Here is a 16745-nt window from a genome sequence, read left to right as displayed (position 1 = left end):
GCTTTTTCCCCTTGGGGCGGCCCGGCGGGGAAAAGGCGCCCCCACGCTGCGCATGCTTCGCACGCTTGCTGCCCCCCGAGGGGGCTTTTTCCCCTTGGGGCGGCCCGGCGGGGAAAAGGGCCGCCGCGCAGCGCGCGCGCTTAGTCTTCGTCGCTGTCGCCCACGATGCGGCGGATGACGTCGTGGGCGAATCCGCGGCTGGCCAGGAAGCGGGCTTGTTTGGCGTAGGCCGCGCGGTCGGCGGGCTTTGCGTCGAAACGCTTCTTCCAGACTTCCAGCGCCCGGTCGTATTCGGTGGCGCGCAACTGGTCGCGCAATTCAGCCACCTGGTTGGCGTCCACGCCATGCTGGCGCAGTTCCTGCACAATGCGGGCCGCGCCCTGGCGCGACGCGCGCCGGTGCACCAGGCTTTGCGCAAAACGCTCGGTGGATAGCCAGCCTTCTTTTTCCAGCGCATCCAGCACCGCTTCGACCTCAGCCGCGTCTTCGGCGTAAGCCAACAGTTTGCGGGCCAATTCTTCGCGCGCATGCTCGCGCCGCGACAAATACCCCACCGCGCGCATCTTCAGCGATGGCCCTTTGCGTTCGGGCTTGCCGTCTTCCGCGCCGGCTTGGTCTTCGGCGCGGGCTGCGCGGTGGCCGCGGGGGGCCGGTCGCTGCTCGGAACTGCGCTGCCATTCACCCGGATCGGCGGCGGGCGCCGCAGATTCCTGTTCACGGCGCGCATCGGAACTCCGCCGCAAGCCCTGGGGCTTGGCGACGGTTTCAAACTCGTCATCCAGCTTGGCGCGAAGACGGTTGGCTGACGCGGGGGTCGATTTCCAGCTCATGCGCTTCCTGCTTGCTATGCAAAAACGGCAGGCCCGTCATGGCGCCTGCCGCATCTCGCCGGGCCCGGGGCAACGGCGCAAACAATGTGCAACGCGCCTGCGGAGATCCGCAGGCGCCCGCAAGATTGCTTATTCGGCAGTGTCTTCCGCCGTGGGGACGAACTCGGCCGCACGGCTGACGATGCCCTGGTTCTCACGAACGCGGTTCTCGATCTCGATGGCGATTTCCTTGTGCTCTTTCAGGTATTCGCGGACATTGTCCTTGCCCTGGCCGATGCGATTGCCGTTGTAGCTGTACCACGCACCGGACTTGTCCACCACGCTGGCGGCCACGCCCAAGTCGATGATTTCGCCTTCGCGCGAAATGCCGGCACCGTACATGATGTCGAATTCGGCCTGCTTGAACGGCGGCGCCACCTTGTTCTTCACCACCTTGACGCGGGTTTCGTTGCCGACGACCTCGTCGCCCTTCTTGATGGAACCGATGCGGCGGATGTCCAGGCGCACGGAGGCGTAGAACTTCAACGCGTTGCCGCCGGTGGTGGTTTCGGGGTTGCCGAACATCACGCCGATCTTCATGCGGATCTGGTTGATGAAGATGACCATGCAGTTGGTGCGCTTGATCGTGGCGGTCAGCTTGCGCAGCGCCTGGCTCATCAGGCGGGCTTGCAGGCCAGGCAGCGAATCGCCCATTTCGCCTTCGATTTCAGCCTTGGGCACCAGGGCGGCCACCGAGTCGATGACGATCAGGTCGACCGAGCCCGAACGCACCAGCGCATCGGTGATTTCCAACGCCTGTTCGCCCGTGTCCGGCTGCGAGATCAGCAGATCGGTCAGGTTCACGCCCAGCTTGTTGGCGTACTGCACGTCCAGCGCGTGTTCCGCGTCGACGAAGGCGCAGGTGCCGCCGATCTTCTGCATTTCAGCGATGACCTGCAGCGTAAGCGTGGTCTTGCCCGACGATTCCGGACCGTAGATTTCGACCACGCGGCCACGCGGCAAGCCACCGACGCCCAGCGCAATGTCCAGCCCCAGGGAACCCGTGGAGACGACCTGGATATCGTGCGAGACCTCGTTGTCGCCGTAGCGCATGATCGAGCCCTTGCCGAACTGCTTTTCGATCTGCGAGAGCGCGGCGGCAAGCGCCTTGGCCTTTTCCGATGCGGCGGCCTTGGTGGTTTTGTCGTCCATGTAGAGTCCTGTCTGTAACGTATCTGGTGTCGAAGGGTGCCGGAGAAGTCGCCGGTCAGGCTGGGGTCTGGCTGTAGATATGGCTAATGCGTCAGCTTATGCGTCAGTTGCGCTCAAGGTTGCTTCGCGCTTTTGATTCATGTGCAGATTATGGCATCGGATTGTACTGTACAAAAAACCAGTGTGCCAGAGTTTTGCACGTATACCCTGAGTGGGCAAGCCCCCCGCCATATGACAGAATCGAAGGAGAACCCGGCGTTTCGTCCCTTTTCCGCCGCCGGGCCGCCCACAAGGCGGATAGCCTCCCATAGAGGGGCAGCAAGCGCGCAAAGCGCTGGCGGCACAGGGACCCCTTCATTAGCAGCCCATGCGTATCCTGATCGCCGAAGACGACAGCATTCTGGCCGACGGCCTGTCCCGGTCCTTGCGCCACAACGGCTATGCCGTGGACGCCGTACGCGACGGGCTGGCCGCCGATTCGGCGCTGGCGGCCCAGGCCTTCGACCTGCTCATCCTTGACCTGGGCCTGCCGCAGTTGGCCGGCCTGGAAGTGCTGCGCCGCCTGCGCGCCCGCAATTCCGCCTTGCCCGTCCTGATCCTGACCGCCGCCGACAGCATCGAGCAGCGCGTCAAGGGCCTGGACCTGGGCGCCGACGACTACATGGCCAAACCCTTTGCGCTGTCCGAACTGGAAGCGCGCGTGCGGGCATTGACCCGCCGCGGCGCCGGCGGCGGCGCCACGATGATCAAGCACGGCCGGCTGTTGTTCGACCAGACCGGCCGCGTCGCCATCGTGGACGACCAGACGCTGGACCTGTCCGCGCGCGAAGTCAGCCTTCTGGAGATCCTGTTGACCCGCAGCGGCCGCATGGTCAGCAAGACGCAACTGGTGGACCACCTGTGCGAATGGGGCGAAGAAGTCAGCACCAACGCCATCGAAGTCTATGTGCACCGGCTGCGCAAGAAGCTCGAGCCCAGCGGCGTGAAGATCGTGACGGTGCGCGGCCTGGGCTACTGTCTGGAGCGGGACCAGGGTGCCGCGTATCTCGCCAGCTGAGCCTGCGCGGCCAGAACCGCTGAATCAGGAAGCGCTGGATATCATGCAAGCCGGGTCCAAGGGCCCGAGCTTCGCACCGCCCCAACGCTCGCTGCTGGGCGAGATCCTGGACTGGATGCTCGCGCCGCTGTTCCTGCTGTGGCCCATGAGCGTGGCGATCACCTACGTCGTCGCGCAGAACATCGCCAACGTGCCGTACGACCGGGCGCTGGCCAATAACCTCCACGTGCTGACGCGCCAGGTCCACGCGCAGGACGGCCGCGCGGTGCTGAAAATGACCGACCCGGCGCGCGACGTGCTGCGCGCCGACGAGACCGACAGTGTGTTCTGGCTGGCGCTGGGCAGCCGCGGCGAATACCTGGGGGGCGACCGCGCCCTGCCGCTGCCGGCCTCCGTGGGCCAGCCGCGTCCCGGCGAGGTCCAGTACGAAGACGACACCATGCGCGGCTTCGGCATCCGGCTTGCGTTCACGTGGGTCGACCTGAACCTGCCCAACACCCAGCCTGCGTTGCTGATCGTGGCCGAAACCGTGGAAAAGCGCACGCAGTTGGCCAACGACATCATCAAGGGCGTGATCATTCCCCAGTTCGTGGTGCTGCCGATCGCCGTGCTGCTGGTCTGGTTCGGGCTGTCGCGTGGCGTGGCGCCGTTGAACGCCTTGCAGCAACGCCTGCGTGCCCGGCGTCCCGACGACCTCTCCCCCATCGATGAACGTGCGGCGCCGTCCGAGATCGCCCCGCTGGTGGCGGCCATGAACGACCTGCTGGACCGCCTGTCCGCCAACGTCCAGGCGCAACGCCGCTTCGTAGCCGATGCCGCCCATCAGCTGAAGACGCCGCTGGCGGGCCTGCGCACGCAGGCCGAGCTGGCGTTGCGCGACGCCAGCCCAGAGGAAATGCAGTCCAGCCTGCGCCAGTTGGTGACCGGGTCGGAGCGCGCCACCCGGCTGGTCAATCAGTTACTGCTGCTGGCGCGCGCCGAAAACCCCAGCGCCATCGGCCTGACGCGCACCGACTTGAACGCCATCGCTTACGAGCAAGCCATGCATTGGGTGCCTCAGGCCCTGTCGCTCAGCACCGACCTGGGCTTCGAGGGGTCGGACGATCCCGTCGAAATCAGCGGCAACCCCTTGCTGCTGGCGGAACTGCTGAACAACCTGGTCGACAACGCGCTGCGCTACACGCCGCGCGGCGGCCACATCACGGTGCGCGTGCAGCGCGTGGGCGACGAAGCGGTGCTGGAAGTCGAGGATTCCGGCCCGGGCATTCCCCCCGAAGAACGCGAGCGCGTGTTCGACCGCTTCTACCGGGTGCTGGGCACGGCGTCGGACGGCAGCGGGCTGGGCCTGGCGATCGTGCGTGAAATCGCCCAGAAGCATCAAGCCACCGTGGTGGTGAGCGACCACCCCAACACGCACTCGGACCTGCCGGGCACGCGCATTCGCGTGGTATTCCCGATGTACGCCGAGCACCCTGACCTGCCTGAGACTTGATGCGCGCGGTCCCCCGGCGCGGCTAAGGACTATCCCTAGCTCCGCACGCAGTGATTACATAATGTTTCAATTTTAAGATTCGGGTAAGGGTTACGTCAGAACCTCGTCAGCCTCGCGCCTCAATGTTGCGTATAGCTCGATGTCGGCTCGCCGGCGGAGGGTCAAGCACGGCGGAAAACCGCCGGCCTAAAACGAGGAGACATCATGAGCACAACAACCATGGCAGGCCGCGGTCCCTCCGCGGAACCGCGCCCGATGACCAAGGATGAACGCCGCGTCATCTTCGCGTCGTCCCTGGGCACGGTTTTCGAGTGGTACGACTTTTATCTTTACGGCTCGCTCGCGGCCATCATCGCGCAGCACTTTTTCTCGGGCGTGAACCCCACTGCGGGGTTCATCTTCGCGCTGCTGGCGTTTGCAGCGGGCTTTGCCGTGCGGCCGTTCGGCGCGCTGGTGTTCGGCCGCCTGGGTGATCTGGTCGGACGCAAATACACCTTCCTGGTCACGATCGTGATCATGGGCCTGTCGACATTCCTCGTGGGCGTGCTGCCCAGCTACGCCAGCATCGGTTTGGCCGCACCGGCCATCCTGATCGTGCTGCGCCTGCTGCAAGGCCTGGCGCTGGGCGGCGAATACGGCGGCGCGGCAACTTACGTCGCCGAACACGCCCCGCATGGCCGCCGCGGCTTCTACACGTCGTGGATCCAGACCACCGCAACGCTGGGCCTGTTCCTGTCGCTGCTGGTCATCCTGGGCATCCGCACGGTCATGGGCGAAGACGACTTCAAAGCCTGGGGCTGGCGCATTCCGTTCCTGATCTCGGTCGTGCTGCTGGGCATCTCGGTGTGGATCCGCCTGCAACTGAGCGAATCGCCCACCTTCAAGCGCATGAAGGAAGAAGGCAAGGGTTCAAAGGCGCCGATCGCTGAATCGTTCGGCCAGTGGAAGAACCTGAAGGTCGTGATCCTGGCGCTGCTGGGCCTGACCGCCGGCCAGGCCGTGGTCTGGTACACGGGCCAGTTCTACGCCTTGTTCTTCCTGACGCAAACGTTGAAGGTCGATGCCAACACCGCCAACATCATGATCGCGATCGCGCTCCTGATCGGCACCCCGTTCTTCGTGGTCTTCGGCGCGCTGTCGGACAAGATCGGCCGCAAGCCCATCATCATGGCAGGCTGCCTGATCGCGGCTGCGACCTACTTCCCGATCTTCCAGGGCATCACCCACTTCGCCAACCCGGCGCTGGAAAAGGCCCAGGCGACAGCCCCGGTCACGGTCATCGCCGACCCGAGCACTTGCTCGTTCCAGTTCAACCCGGTGGGCACGTCCGCGTTCACCAGCTCTTGCGACGTCGTGAAATCCTTCATGGCCCGCAACTCGGTGAACTACAAGAACGAAACCGCGCCGGCTGGCTCGGTCGCCAAGGTCAAGATCGGCAACGACGAGTTCGCCTCGTTCGACGGCAAGGCCATGGCCCCCGCCGACTTCAAGGCCAAGGCCGCCGAACTGGACAAGGCGCTGACCACCGCGATCCGCAGCCACGGCTACCCCGCCAAGGCTGACCCGGCGCAAAGCAACAACGTCATGGTCGTGGTGCTGCTGGCGATCCTGGTGCTTTACGTGACCATGGTCTACGGCCCCATCGCCGCGATGCTGGTGGAAATGTTCCCGACGCGCATCCGCTACACCTCGATGAGCTTGCCGTACCACATCGGCAACGGCTGGTTCGGCGGCTTCCTGCCCCCGGTCGCCTTCGCCGTGGTTGCTGCCACCGGCAACATCTACGACGGCCTGTGGTACCCGATCATCATCGCAGTCATGACCCTGGTCATCGGCACGCTGTTCGTGCGCGAATCCAAGGACAACGACATCAACGCATAAACGACCATCCCCCGCCGGGCGGGACTGCTGCGCCTGCCCGGCCTTTAAAAGCTCCTTATGGAGCTTTTTTTTTATGTGGCCCTACCCCACGCATGCTTCAGCGGGAAAAGGCTATTTTTGCGAAGGTCATAAGGCTAGGGACGGTCATCGTCCTGAAACGGCGACTTTGCGGGTGTCGCCCAAAATCTCTTGCCCACTTTCAGGACGCTGTCAGACCCTCCCGCTTAGACTGGCGCCTCAGATTACGGCCTTGCGCCAGATCGGCTGACGATTGATCCCCCTGTCAGACGATTGCAGGGCTAGTGTTCTGACACCGATACCGCGTTCCCCGCGAGCCTTTTATGACGCGGTATTGTGTGCTCCCGTACCGGCCCGGCCTTTATTGAGCCGGGCCGCTTTTTTTTTGCGCCGAGCAAATAAAAAATGGCGGCCGCTAAGCGGCCGCCATGATCACGCTGGGGACCGGCCGGGCCGGCCACCTGTCAACGGCGCATGCCGACGCCGATCGCCAACACGCCAGCCACGATGGCCGCGATGCCGGCCCAGGTCGGGATGGGGACCGACTTCTCGGTTTCGGCCGTGGCCTTCACCGAACCGATCTGCAAGACGGTTTCTTCGGACTTGTAGTTGAAGCCCTTGTAGGCCAGGGCCGCGATGCCCAGGACGATCAGGATGGCGCCAATGATTTTCATGTATTCCTCTCCGATTCCATGTTCGGTGCGCGGAAGTTAACGCATAGGCCCGCGCGTGTCAGTGACAGAACGTGTCGCCTGTCGCAACCGTATTGCAGCACTTCGGCAAACCGGCCGCGTCGTATAGAATCAACCCTTTTGGCCGACGCTCATGTGGTTCAAAAACCTCAAGATTTACCGCCTCTCCTCGCCGTGGACTCTCGTTGGCGATCAGCTTGAAGAAACGCTTGCGCGCCACGCCTACCAAGCGGGCAACAACCTCGAAATGCAAAGCCTGGGCTGGGTCCCGCCGCGCGAAAACGGCGGGCTCGCCCATGTCGTGAATGGCCAGATCCTGCTGTCGCTGCGCGCCGAGAAGAAGCTTCTGCCCGGCACCGTCGTGAACCAGGTCGCCAAAGCGCGCGCCCAGGAGATCGAAGAGCAGCAAGGCTACAAGCCGGGCCGCAAGCAGATGAAGGAAATCAAGGAACGCGTCACGGACGAGCTCCTGCCGCGCGCCTTCAGCGTGTACCGTGACACCCGCGTCTGGATCGACCCGCAGAACCATTGGCTGGTCATCGACGCCGCCGCGTCCGCGAAGGCCGACGAAGTCATCGGCCTGTTGGCCAAGTGCGTCGACCCGTTCCCGCTGGAAAACCTGTACGTGGCGCAATCGCCCGCCTCCGCGATGACGGGCTGGCTGGCGGAAGACGAGGCCCCCTCCAACTTCACCATCGACCAGGACACCGAACTGCGTTCGTCGGGTGAAAGCGGCGCGGCCATCCGCTACGTGAAGCACTCCATCGACGCCGACGACGTGCGCCGCCACATCCAGTCGGGCAAGCAGTGCACGCGCCTGGCCATGACGTGGGCCGACCGTATTTCCTTCGTCCTGACCGAAGGCCTGGACGTCAAGCGCGTGTCGCCGCTGGACGTGCTGAAGGAAGGCAACGAAGGCGTCGCCGCAAACGACGACGAGAAGTTCGATTCCGACATGATGCTGATGACGGGCGAACTGGCCAAGATGATGGCCGAGCTGGTCGAGGCGTTGGGCGGCGAAAAGAAGATCTAAGCCGTACGCGCGAAAGACCCACGCGTCGCAAAAGGCCGCTCTTGAATAGAGCGGCCTTTTTTATTTTCGGTTCCAGCCCGCTATTTCCCGCACGCCCTGTTCAGGCCGCCACGCTGCGGTCCCGCCCCTCCTGCTTGGCGCGGTACAGGGCCTTGTCAGCGCGGTCGATCAGATACGCATAGTCCGGGTGGCCGTCGAACGTGGCCACGCCGATGCTTGCCGTAATGCCCAAGGCGCCCGCTTCGGGAATCGCGAACTTGTGCCGGCGGATTTCGGCGCCCAGCTTCTCGGCCGCCGCCAACGCGGCCTCTTGCCCCGTATCCACCAGCACCACCAGGAACTCTTCACCGCCGTAACGGAACACGAAGTCGCTGGACCGGCACGCCTGATGCACCACTTCGGCAAACTGCCGCAACACGTGATCGCCGCCGGAATGCCCATGCGCGTCGTTGATCGCCTTGAAGTGGTCGATGTCCAGCAGCAGCACTGAAAAGCGGCTGCCCTGACGCGTGGAAATGGCGATTTCGCGCCCCACCACCGACGGCAGAAAGCGCCGGTTCAGCACGTTGGTAAGCGGGTCGCTGCCGCTCTCGATCTCGGCCACCATGTCGAACAGGCCATTGAGCAGATGCTTGATGCGCGCCACCAGCTCCTGCAGCTCGCGCACCTGGTCGGGCATCGACACCTGCTGCTGCGCGTCCGCCAGCATCAACCGCGGCAGCACCACGTCGTCCAACCGCGTCACGGCTTCGGTGATCTGGCGCAACGCGGGTGCGCTTTCGAACAGCACGCCGCCCTTGTGCTGCAGCCACAACCCGAACTCCGAAGCCGCCAACCGCGGCAACGCCTGCTCCGGCGCGCGGTAATGCAGGCCGATCAGCACGGCCTGGCTCCATTCCAGCAGCGCGGCGCGTTGGCGCTCGCGTTCGGTCGAGATGTTCTGCCCCAGCGCGAACAAGCGATACGCTTCGTCATTGCGCGCACCGCGGTTGATATCGCGCATGAAGGCGCGGCTCATCTGCTCGATCGCCAGGTCGAAAAGATTACAGACGTACTGCGTGGCAATGGAGGCCGCCGTCCCGTCCAGATCGCTTGCGCGCAGGCGTTCGGCGATTTCATTCTTCAGGATGCGGGCGCCGGCCATCACCAGATGGATCGGGATATGAACGCGGGCATGCACTTCGCCCACTTTCTTCTGGGTCGCCATCAACGCGACGATATCGCCCTGGTCGCGCACGCAGAGCAGGCCCTTCAACCAGAGCTTCATGCCGCTGTGCAGGCGGGTCGCGACGATCTCGTGGGACAGGCGGGGCCCCGCCTCGGCATCCGCCAGCAAGGTGGAATAGAAGGCGTCCACCAGTTCTTTGGCGCTATCGCCCACCACCGCCGCGACCTGGCCGCGCGTATAGGCGTCGACCGATTGATAGACCGCTTCCCAGGCTTGCGCGTTGGACGCGCTCAGGTAGCACGCCTGGCCCGCGCCGCCCGTCCACGCCGGAACCGCGCTATTGCTCGAAGACATAGAATCATCCGCCCCAAAATTTTCCACGCGTGTCTCGGAGCGACACGCGACAGAAAGACAGCGCGGATTATCCTTCAAATCTCAATGACTGCCCCGCCGTGGCGCAGCCAGGCGGCGGGGGCTGAAGGCCGCCGCGCTTATTCCAGGCCGTGGAAGACGGAGTCGTCGGGGCCCACGTGCGACGGGTGCTGCCAGGTCACATCGCGCAGCGAGTGCTGCACCAGGCCTTCCACGCCCAGCAGCACCGCGAAGATCGCCATGCGGATGGGGATGCCGTTGTCAGTCTGGCGGAAGATGGCCAGGCGCGGATCGTGGTTCAGATCCACGCTCAGGTCGTTGGCGCCCGGACGGCTGTCGCGCGGCAACGGGTGCATCACGATCGTCTCGGGGCTGCAATACGCGTCGATGATGGCGCGGTTGATCTGGAAGTCCGGCGTGTAGCCTTCATTCTCTTCGTTGGCGAAGCGTTCTTTCTGCACGCGCGTCGCGTAGATCACGTCGGCGCCGGACAGGCCTTCGGCCAGCGACGTCTTCTGTTCGATCACGTTGCCGTTGCGGCTGGCCTGCTCGATGATGTAGCTGGGCATTTCCAGGCCTTTAGGCGACACCAGCGAGAACTTCACGTTCTTGTACAGCGCCATCAGCTTGATCAGCGAATGCACGGTGCGGCCGTACTTCAAGTCGCCGACCATGGCGATGTGGGCGCCGTCCAGCAACTTGCCCAGGCGCGAGAACTCGGTCAGGATCGTGTACAGGTCCAGCAGGGCCTGGCTGGGGTGTTCGCCCGGGCCGTCGCCACCGTTGACCACCGGGATGTTGGTGGCACGCGCGAATTCCGCGACCGAACCCTGGTCCGGATGGCGGATCACCATGGCGTCCACGTAGCCGCTCATGACGCGGCTGGTGTCATAGATGGATTCGCCCTTGGCCATCGACGAAAACGTAAAGCCCGTCGTGTCGCAGACGGAGCCGCCCAGGCGGCAGAACGCCGAACCGAAGCTGACGCGGGTACGCGTGCTGGCTTCGAAGAACAGGTTGCCCAGCACGGCGCCTTCCAGCACGCGCGACACTTTCTGGCGGCGCGCGATGGGCTGCATCATGTCAGCCACGCGGAACAGGTCTTCGACCGATTCGCGCGTGAACTGGTCCACCGACAGCAGCTGATGCTTGCCTTCCACGGCGATACGCTCGCGCAAGGGGCCATCTTGTACGCTTTGCGTATACTTTTCCAGCAACACGCCGTTCTGCACGATTTCGCTGACGAAACGCTGCACCACTTCCGGCATGGCGCGAAATTCCTGCGAACCTTCGGGCAGCAACCAGGTATCCAACGCCCGGCGTTTCACGCCGATCCGGGTCGCGAACACGTCGCGCGTGAGGTTCAAGCGGCGCATGGCGTCGCGCAGGAAGGCTTGCTGGGAGATGGTCATGACGGGCCCCGAGAAAGAGGATTTATATACGCACCGCGCATATTATTCTCAACGCAAGTGCAAGTCCAACACTTTTGCGTACACGGGTTTACCCTTGGATTCTAACGGCTGGCGTAGGACGTCATTTGTTGGGCGTCCGCCGCCCCCTGCCCCAGAGAGAACCAGCACGCCGCGCAGAACGCCAGCGCGCCAAGCAGATAGCAAATCATCGCCAACAACTGGGCCGGCCAATGGCCGCGCGTCAGGTGCCCCGTGTAGCCCTGACGCAACAGGCTGACCTGCGCCAGGTAGGCGAACAGCAGCCCCAGGCACGACACGAGCAGTCCGGCCAGGAACAGGGCCAGCGGCAACTGGAGGTCCGGCGCGGCGATGTCGCCGCCCACGATCCCCAGTGAAAAGGCCACCAGGGCCAGTGCTGCGCCCCCGTTCAACCAGCCTAGAAAGCGGAACGCCCCCGCCAACAGCGAGAACGCGATGCCCGTGGATCGGATCTGCTGCGCGCGGGGATCCATGCGTCAGCCGCCGTTGCCTGAGCGGCAAACGGGCGTCGCGCTCTGGATCGAGGCGCGGGCAGCTGCGATTTCGGCCGCATCCCAACGCCCTTCGCCCAGCACGGTCACCGTCACCCTGGATTTGGCGGGGCCGTCAGCTTCCGCCGAAATCAGTTCCAGCACGGTGGCGGGTTCGCCCACCTTGTACAGCTGGATTTCGTCGGGCGCGCCCTTTTCGCCCAGGGAGTGGCGCCATGCGTAAGCGATGCCATAAGGATGCTGCACGTTCACGTGGCAGGCGCGGACATATTCACCACCACGGCGGAAGGCGGCCTGGTAATTGGTGTCGACGCTGAAGGTTTCTTTCTTCACGGTGTCGGCCTCGTAGACGCCCTTGCTTGCGCAACCGGCCAACAGTGCCGCCAACGTTACACCTACCCATACTGACTTGCGCATGATTCTTCCCGCGTTGAAATTCGGACTCCCGCGATTATGCCAGCGGCCGCAAAAAGGCCACGCGGGAAATGTCTGGGCATTTCTGGCGTGGCCTTGAGCCGGCTATGCGGCAGCGGGAGGGCAACTTACTTCGCTGCACCCTCGATCTTCTCCCCGCCTCGCTGGATGTCCTTGCCAGCGCCCGCAACGGTATTGCAGCCGGCCGTAAGGGCGGCGATCGAAAGCAGCATGACGAGAACGACTCTGTTCTTCATAAACCTCTCCTGTCTGGGCGTGGAAACCGAAGCCAGCATACCCCAAAGGCCCTCATCTGCGCATCATCCGGATACGGCGGCGGGACGGTTGCGATCCGGCCACGCAAGCGATTTCTCGAACACGCCGGCAGCTTGCCCTCTGTCACGTTAGAAAATCTCTTCTCTTAGGCCAGAAACGATCGTTTTACGGGGTTCGACATGGAATACAGAATGGGATCAAGCCTGTAGCCCAGGAAATAGCCAGACTCCTTTCCATGTCCATGACCGTCCCAACCTTGCATCTCTACACGGACAGCTCGCCCAACGGCTTCAAGATCACTATCGCGCTGGAGGAATTGGCGCTGCCCTACACCCTCCACCACGTGCGCATCGACCAGGGCGAGCACCGCCATCCCGCTTTCCTGGCGCTGAATCCCCATGGCCGCATTCCCGTGCTGCATGACGCCGCCACGGGCATCACCGTGTTCGAGTCGGCCGCCATCCTGCTGTACCTGGCCGACAAGACCGGACGCCTGCTCCCCGGCGACACCAAGGGGCGATGGGAAGCCATCACCTGGCTGATGTTCCATAGCGCCAGCATGGGCCCCCTTCTGGGCCAGCGCGTGCATGCCGAGTGCTTTGCGGCCGAGCGCCATGACGCGGCCATCCAGCGCTTTCGCCGCCTGAGTGAAGACACCTTCGCCGTCCTCGACGCGCGCCTGGCGCAGCGCCCGTGGCTGGCCGGCGACGACTTTTCCATCGCCGATATCGCCACCTTCGGCTGGATGCACATCGCGCAGATCGTCGAATTCAACTTCAGCCAGCATGAACACCTGAGCGCATGGCATCAGCGAGCCAGCCAGCGCCCGGCCGTGCAACGCGGCATCACCCTGCCCCAACCGGCCGTCGGCCCCTGACTTCCTGACCTCCTGCCCCCCGATTCCATGACTGACTCTCCGACTGTCCCTTCGACACCTGCCGGCGTCTCGGCGCCCGCCTTCGCCATGCACCCGGGCTACCGGCGCATGTTCGCTCCCAACCAACTGACGATAGGCATTTTCCTGCCCTTACGCTTCTACCAAGGCGACATGGCGGTGCTGCAAGGGCAGGCCGACCTGGTCGCCGACCTGGACCGCCGGGGATTCGCCGCCGTGTGGGTCCGCGACGTGCCCTTGTTCGACCCGAACTTTGGCGACGCGGGCCAGGTCTTCGACCCCTTTTCCTATCTAGCCTATTTGGCGGCCCGCACCGAGCGCATCGGGCTTGCCACCGGCAGCGCCGTCTTTCCCTTGCGGCACCCGATCGACCTGGCCAAGGCGGCCGCCACGCTTGACCGCCTGTCTGGGGGCAGGCTCGTCATGGGCATCGCCTCGGGCGACCGCCCCGTCGAGTTCCCCGCGTATGGACTGGATCCTGCGCAACGCGGCGAGCGTTTCGCGCAAACCGTGTCTTACTTCCGCCAACTGATGCATGCCCCCCACGGTGCCATCGATTCCCCGCTGGGCCGCCTGGCTGGCCCTCAGCTTCTGCCCAAACCGGCGGTGGGGCGCGTCCCGCTGCTGATCACGGGTTCCTGCCAGCAAACGCCGCAATGGGTAGCCGAACACGCGGATGGCTGGCTGACCTACCCCGATAGCACGCACGACGACGCGGGTCCGCAACGGCTGGCGCAGAAGATCCGCGCCTGGCGCGCACGGATTCCCGACGCCGGATTCCGCCCGCACGCCACCAACGAATGGCTGGACCTGAGCGCCGACCCGGACTATCCGCGTACGCCCATGCAAGGCGGCTACGTCCTGCGCACGGGAAGGCGGGGCCTGCTCGATCTGCTGGCGCGCTGGCAGGAGGCGGGCGTCAACCACGCGGCGCTGGGCATCCAATTCTCAGCGCGCCCCGCTGCCGAGGTCATCCAGGAACTGGCCGAGGAAGTCCTGCCCCACTTTCCGACGCATGAGGGGCCACCGCCCGCCCCCGCCCGCTGGTAAGCCCCTCCGACCTACAATGCGGCCCCGGCCGCGGCTGTCGCGTATTTGCCGGCAATGGATTAGGATTCGAAAATGAACAAAAAACCTGTACCGCAGAACGCTGGCGCAGCCCCCCAGGGCTGGGGCTGGGAACAGCCTCAATGCCGTGGACAAGCGGCATTGGCGCTGTTCATCGACGATCTGCACCGAATCCTGCAAGCCCATGCCGCCGGCAAGCTCGCGGACAGCAGCACGCTGGCTGACGCGCAAGAACACGTTGACGAACTGCTTGCCCGCTACAACGAAATCAACGCCGCGCCGGAAATCTTCCTTGGGCAATCGGTCGAACTGAAGGAAGGCGTCGACCGGAACGGCGTTTCTCATACGGTACCGATTTTTTCAGCCCGACTGAAAAAATCGCTGGTGTCGATGCTGGGACAGGGCCCAGGCTGAAACGCCCCTTTTAACCGGTCGGCCGTCGGCCGCCGGCATGAACCAGAGCAGCTACAGGAGACCCCCACAATGAATTCGGACAATGTCGTAGAGTTTCTCCGCCTGCTGTCGCTGGACGTCTCACTGGGCGCCGCCGCCCAACACGCCGCGGGCCAGCCGGATGCGCCGTTGGCCCTGGCCCGTTTGGCCACTGCGCACGGATTGCCGTGCAGCGCGTCTGACTGGTCCTTCTTTGCCCGCAGCTGCCTGGACACCTCGGCGGAAACGCAAGAGGATGCCGATCCTGCCAGCGCCACCATTTGGCAACTGGTGCAGGATCCCGCCCATGGCACCGATATTCCCGCCAGCGCCATCACGCGCGTCATCGGCATCATCACGCAACCTGAAGGCGGCCCGCCCGTCGTCGGCCATGTCGTAGGCGACCTTGCGCCACGCACACCGCTGGGCATGGCGCCCTACCCCACGGGTTCCTGATAGGCGAAGGCCGCAGCCTTAAGGCTTGCCAGCCAGATAGTCCGCCGCGCCCGCCGCCGCAACCCGTCCACTGGCCATGCAGGCCGTCAGCAGATAGCCGCCGGTCGGTGCTTCCCAATCCAGCATTTCTCCGGCCACGAACACGCCCGGCGCCGATCGCAGCATCAGGCTGGCGTCGACGGCATCGAACGTCACCCCGCCCGCGGTGCTGATGGCCTCATCGATGGGGCGTGCACGCACAAGCGCCAACGGCAGCGCCTTGATCCGCAGCGCCAGTTGCTCGGGATCCTTGAAATCGTCGGCCGACGCGCATTCGCGCAGCAACCCCGCCTTCACGCCTGTCAGTCCCATGCGGCTTTGCAGATGGCTGGACATCGAACGCGCCCCCCGCGGGTGGGTGACCGCCGCGGTGACTTTTTCTTGCGTCCAGTCGGGCGCCAGGTCCAGCATGGCGACGGCGTGGCCCTGCTTGTCGATCCGGTCGCGCAATGGGGCCGACAGCGCATAGACGAGGCTGCCCTCGATGCCCGTTTCCGACACCACGAATTCGCCCTGTCGGGCCAGCACGCCGCCCGATGGCAGCGCGCACGACATGGCAACGGATTTGACGGGTTGGCCCGCATACCGCTCGCGGAAGTGCTCCGTCCACGCGACGTCGAACCCGCAATTGGCGGGGCGCAGCGGCGCCACATCGACGCCATGCGCCTGCAGGCCGGCGACCCAGGCGCCATCGGAACCCAGCTTGGCCCAACTGCCTCCGCCTAAGGCCAGAACCACGGCATCGGCCGCCAGCATCCGCGCGCCCTCGGGCGTGTCGAACCGCAACCCATCTGCCGAAGGCGCGTCGCTTGTGGCCCACCCCAGCCAACGATGCCGCATATGGAAGCGCACGCCAGAGGCGCGCAACCGGGCAAGCCAAGCCCGCAGCAACGGTGCGGCTTTCATTTCTTCAGGGAAGACGCGGCCCGACGAACCCACGAAGGTCTGGATGCCCAGTTCATGCGCCCAGTCGCGCAACGCAGTGGCGTCCATGACGGAAAGCCAGGGCGCCACCTGCGCGGCGCGCTCGCCGTAACGTGCGAGGAAGGGGCCCGCCGCTTCACTATGCGTCAAGTTCAATCCGCCCCGCCCCGCCATCAGGAACTTGCGGCCCACCGAAGGCATGGCATCGAACACGTCCACCTGCAGGCCCTGGCCGGCAAGCCCCTCGGCCGCCATCAGGCCGGCCGGACCGCCGCCAATCACGGCGACGCGTTTGGAAGCACTCGGGGTCATGGCGCCGGCGCCGTCAAGACGGGAGCGGACAGGAGCATAGGACTCGGCATGGAGGCAATATCGAAGGGGTCAACACGGGGATACGCGGCGCAGGCCGCGAGGGGGAGGATTGTCGCATGACGCCCCGGCCGCCTTCGGACTTGCCCGCTTTGGGACAGGCCCGACAATAAAAAGGCCCGGCGCCGGCCACTTATTGACCGCAGGCGCCAAGCCCTTGTTATGACTGGACAATTCGGACATGCGCAAAGGCTAT

At 64.6% G+C, this 16745-nt stretch carries 17 protein-coding genes; 8 read left to right on the top strand and 9 right to left on the bottom strand.

Annotated features, from left to right (window positions below):
• Window positions 1–140: 140 nt before the first annotated feature.
• Both recX and recA read right to left on the bottom strand, forming a co-directional pair.
• Window positions 141–830 carry a recombination regulator RecX gene (recX, locus tag CEY09_RS21795; RefSeq protein WP_088590244.1) on the bottom strand — a complete coding sequence of 230 codons (690 nt, stop codon included), beginning with the start codon at window positions 828–830 and terminating at the stop codon, window positions 141–143.
• A 129-nt stretch (window positions 831–959) separates the two neighbouring features.
• Window positions 960–2021, bottom strand: coding sequence for a recombinase RecA (gene recA / locus CEY09_RS21790; RefSeq protein ID WP_006225020.1), 1062 nt, complete (start codon window positions 2019–2021; stop codon window positions 960–962).
• A 367-nt stretch (window positions 2022–2388) separates the two neighbouring features.
• Here recA and CEY09_RS21785 point away from each other — a divergent pair, with 367 nt between their 5' ends.
• The 3 genes from CEY09_RS21785 to CEY09_RS21775 all read left to right on the top strand — a co-directional run bounded on the left by CEY09_RS21785 (window position 2389) and on the right by CEY09_RS21775 (window position 6451).
• Window positions 2389–3078 carry a response regulator transcription factor gene (locus CEY09_RS21785; RefSeq protein ID WP_006225021.1) on the top strand — a complete coding sequence of 230 codons (690 nt, stop codon included), beginning with the start codon at window positions 2389–2391 and terminating at the stop codon, window positions 3076–3078.
• A gap of 115 nt (window positions 3079–3193) precedes the next feature.
• Window positions 3194–4570, top strand: a complete 1377-nt coding sequence (locus CEY09_RS21780) for a sensor histidine kinase (RefSeq protein WP_088590250.1) — start codon at window positions 3194–3196, stop codon at window positions 4568–4570.
• Window positions 4571–4789: 219 nt separating this feature from the next.
• On the top strand, window positions 4790–6451 hold the full coding sequence (locus CEY09_RS21775) for an MFS transporter (protein ID WP_006225023.1): 1662 nt from the start codon (window positions 4790–4792) through the stop codon (window positions 6449–6451).
• A gap of 482 nt (window positions 6452–6933) precedes the next feature.
• On the opposite strand, the gene CEY09_RS21770 is transcribed toward CEY09_RS21775, so the two are convergent.
• Window positions 6934–7143: a hypothetical protein gene (locus CEY09_RS21770; protein ID WP_006225024.1), complete on the bottom strand. Its 210-nt coding sequence runs from the start codon at window positions 7141–7143 to the stop codon at window positions 6934–6936.
• 151 nt (window positions 7144–7294) lie between these two features.
• Between CEY09_RS21770 and CEY09_RS21765 the strand changes: the two genes are divergently transcribed.
• Entirely contained in the window at window positions 7295–8194 is a 900-nt protein-coding gene (locus CEY09_RS21765) for a recombination-associated protein RdgC (RefSeq protein WP_088590243.1), read from the top strand.
• A 100-nt stretch (window positions 8195–8294) separates the two neighbouring features.
• Here the strand turns inward: CEY09_RS21765 and CEY09_RS21760 are convergent, their stop codons facing one another.
• The 5 genes from CEY09_RS21760 to CEY09_RS21740 form a co-directional block, all read right to left on the bottom strand.
• Entirely contained in the window at window positions 8295–9716 is a 1422-nt protein-coding gene (locus CEY09_RS21760) for a diguanylate cyclase (RefSeq protein ID WP_088590242.1), read from the bottom strand.
• A gap of 137 nt (window positions 9717–9853) precedes the next feature.
• Window positions 9854–11146: an aspartate carbamoyltransferase gene (locus CEY09_RS21755; RefSeq protein ID WP_006225027.1), complete on the bottom strand. Its 1293-nt coding sequence runs from the start codon at window positions 11144–11146 to the stop codon at window positions 9854–9856.
• A gap of 101 nt (window positions 11147–11247) precedes the next feature.
• The gene (locus tag CEY09_RS21750) at window positions 11248–11658 is read right to left on the bottom strand and encodes a hypothetical protein (protein ID WP_088590241.1); all 411 of its coding nucleotides are present in this window, start codon (window positions 11656–11658) and stop codon (window positions 11248–11250) included.
• Between the two features lie 3 nt (window positions 11659–11661).
• A complete protein-coding gene (locus CEY09_RS21745; protein ID WP_088590240.1) occupies window positions 11662–12093 on the bottom strand; it encodes a BPTD_2524 family lipoprotein in 432 nt (143 codons plus the stop codon).
• A gap of 125 nt (window positions 12094–12218) precedes the next feature.
• Window positions 12219–12347, bottom strand: a complete 129-nt coding sequence (locus CEY09_RS21740) for an entericidin A/B family lipoprotein (RefSeq protein WP_006225030.1) — start codon at window positions 12345–12347, stop codon at window positions 12219–12221.
• Between the two features lie 254 nt (window positions 12348–12601).
• Between CEY09_RS21740 and CEY09_RS21735 the strand changes: the two genes are divergently transcribed.
• The 4 genes from CEY09_RS21735 to CEY09_RS21720 all read left to right on the top strand — a co-directional run bounded on the left by CEY09_RS21735 (window position 12602) and on the right by CEY09_RS21720 (window position 15217).
• Complete coding sequence (locus tag CEY09_RS21735) at window positions 12602–13243, top strand: glutathione S-transferase family protein (protein WP_088590239.1); 642 nt, start codon at window positions 12602–12604, stop codon at window positions 13241–13243.
• Window positions 13244–13270: 27 nt separating this feature from the next.
• Complete coding sequence (locus tag CEY09_RS21730; protein WP_088590238.1) at window positions 13271–14311, top strand: LLM class oxidoreductase; 1041 nt, start codon at window positions 13271–13273, stop codon at window positions 14309–14311.
• 159 nt (window positions 14312–14470) lie between these two features.
• Window positions 14471–14743 (top strand): hypothetical protein, encoded by a 273-nt coding sequence (locus CEY09_RS21725; protein ID WP_234818371.1) that lies wholly within the window; start codon window positions 14471–14473, stop codon window positions 14741–14743.
• A gap of 69 nt (window positions 14744–14812) precedes the next feature.
• A complete protein-coding gene (locus CEY09_RS21720) occupies window positions 14813–15217 on the top strand; it encodes a hypothetical protein (RefSeq protein WP_006225034.1) in 405 nt (134 codons plus the stop codon).
• Between the two features lie 18 nt (window positions 15218–15235).
• Here the strand turns inward: CEY09_RS21720 and CEY09_RS21715 are convergent, their stop codons facing one another.
• Window positions 15236–16492, bottom strand: coding sequence for a TIGR03862 family flavoprotein (locus CEY09_RS21715; RefSeq protein WP_088590236.1), 1257 nt, complete (start codon window positions 16490–16492; stop codon window positions 15236–15238).
• Window positions 16493–16745 lie beyond the last annotated feature (253 nt).

Origin of the sequence: Achromobacter marplatensis (assembly GCF_002209535.1) — a bacterium.
Lineage (GTDB): Bacteria > Pseudomonadota > Gammaproteobacteria > Burkholderiales > Burkholderiaceae_B > Achromobacter > Achromobacter marplatensis.
This window is presented reverse-complemented; position numbering and strand designations above follow the sequence as displayed.

Bases quoted from the DNA above. Each gene is read 5' to 3' on its own strand.
- recX (WP_088590244.1), bottom strand. From the start codon at position 830: ATGAGCTGGAAATCGACCCCCGCGTCAGCCAACCGTCTTCGCGCCAAG.
- recA (WP_006225020.1), bottom strand. From the start codon at position 2,021: ATGGACGACAAAACCACCAAGGCCGCCGCATCGGAAAAGGCCAAGGCG.
- CEY09_RS21785 (WP_006225021.1), top strand. From the start codon at position 2,389: ATGCGTATCCTGATCGCCGAAGACGACAGCATTCTGGCCGACGGCCTG.
- CEY09_RS21780 (WP_088590250.1), top strand. From the start codon at position 3,194: ATGCTCGCGCCGCTGTTCCTGCTGTGGCCCATGAGCGTGGCGATCACC.
- CEY09_RS21775 (WP_006225023.1), top strand. From the start codon at position 4,790: ATGGCAGGCCGCGGTCCCTCCGCGGAACCGCGCCCGATGACCAAGGAT.
- CEY09_RS21770 (WP_006225024.1), bottom strand. From the start codon at position 7,143: ATGAAAATCATTGGCGCCATCCTGATCGTCCTGGGCATCGCGGCCCTG.
- CEY09_RS21765 (WP_088590243.1), top strand. From the start codon at position 7,295: ATGTGGTTCAAAAACCTCAAGATTTACCGCCTCTCCTCGCCGTGGACT.
- CEY09_RS21760 (WP_088590242.1), bottom strand. From the start codon at position 9,716: ATGTCTTCGAGCAATAGCGCGGTTCCGGCGTGGACGGGCGGCGCGGGC.
- CEY09_RS21755 (WP_006225027.1), bottom strand. From the start codon at position 11,146: ATGACCATCTCCCAGCAAGCCTTCCTGCGCGACGCCATGCGCCGCTTG.
- CEY09_RS21750 (WP_088590241.1), bottom strand. From the start codon at position 11,658: ATGGATCCCCGCGCGCAGCAGATCCGATCCACGGGCATCGCGTTCTCG.
- CEY09_RS21745 (WP_088590240.1), bottom strand. From the start codon at position 12,093: ATGCGCAAGTCAGTATGGGTAGGTGTAACGTTGGCGGCACTGTTGGCC.
- CEY09_RS21740 (WP_006225030.1), bottom strand. From the start codon at position 12,347: ATGAAGAACAGAGTCGTTCTCGTCATGCTGCTTTCGATCGCCGCCCTT.
- CEY09_RS21735 (WP_088590239.1), top strand. From the start codon at position 12,602: ATGTCCATGACCGTCCCAACCTTGCATCTCTACACGGACAGCTCGCCC.
- CEY09_RS21730 (WP_088590238.1), top strand. From the start codon at position 13,271: ATGACTGACTCTCCGACTGTCCCTTCGACACCTGCCGGCGTCTCGGCG.
- CEY09_RS21720 (WP_006225034.1), top strand. From the start codon at position 14,813: ATGAATTCGGACAATGTCGTAGAGTTTCTCCGCCTGCTGTCGCTGGAC.
- CEY09_RS21715 (WP_088590236.1), bottom strand. From the start codon at position 16,492: ATGACCCCGAGTGCTTCCAAACGCGTCGCCGTGATTGGCGGCGGTCCG.